The sequence below is a fragment of the Borrelia hispanica CRI genome, assembly GCF_000500065.1.
In the GTDB taxonomy this organism is placed as follows: Bacteria; Spirochaetota; Spirochaetia; order Borreliales; family Borreliaceae; genus Borrelia; species Borrelia hispanica.
Genome location: NZ_AYOU01000046.1, coordinates 1 through 751 on the forward strand (window position 1 = coordinate 1; position 751 = coordinate 751).

A 751-nucleotide genomic window follows, 5' to 3' on the forward strand; every position below is an offset into this window, starting at 1 on the left:
TTGACACGTGAATATGTTAGACTTCGAGATAATATGGAAAATTACTTTAGAATTGCACCAACAAGACCAAAAACAAATAAACATGCAAGAATTGTTTCTTTATTAACACCATTTAGTTATAACAAGATGCATTTATTAGATTATAGTAGTCGTTCTGTATTTAGTGATATTTATTCATATAATGGAGATGGCAAAGTTCATGATGATGCTCTTGATGCATTATCAGCTGCATATTTAATTATGTCTTTAAATTATCGTGATAGAAGTCAACATTTTACTAAATTTACTTTCATTTAGCTTATAAATTATTGTATAATAATTACATAAGGAGATTCTTTATGGAGTATATGCAAATGGAACCTGTAATTACGAGGCAGATGGTATTCAATGAGCTTGTAAAAGCTGGTATTAATAGAGAGATTGCGGACGATTTATCTTATAGATACTATAAAAATGAACTTACTATTAAAGATCTTCAATATTTAGAAAGTAATTTTAATCTTAGGCTGGAAATATTAGAACGTGGCTTAAGATCTGATATTGAAAAAGTCAAAGATGTCCTTGATACTAAAATAGATACTAAATTTACAGAACTTGACAATAAGATAGATACTAAATTTACAGAACTTGATAATAAAATAGATATTATTGAAAATAACTTAAAATCAGATATTAAAGAACTTGATAATAAGATTGATATTGTTAGAAAAGATATGGAACTGAACAAAATGGAACTTGATACTAAGATAGA

The 751-nt window shown here is 26.5% G+C and carries 2 protein-coding genes; both read left to right on the forward strand.

All coding sequences use genetic code 11. The annotated features are described in order from the left end of the window. A partial coding sequence (locus U880_RS09810) for a phage terminase large subunit family protein (RefSeq protein ID WP_456061755.1) occupies positions 1-297 on the forward strand: 297 nt, incomplete at its 5' end. A gap of 41 nt (positions 298-338) precedes the next feature. Then, a partial coding sequence (bdr, locus tag U880_RS11660; RefSeq protein ID WP_038358736.1) for a Bdr family repetitive protein occupies positions 339-751 on the forward strand: 413 nt, incomplete at its 3' end.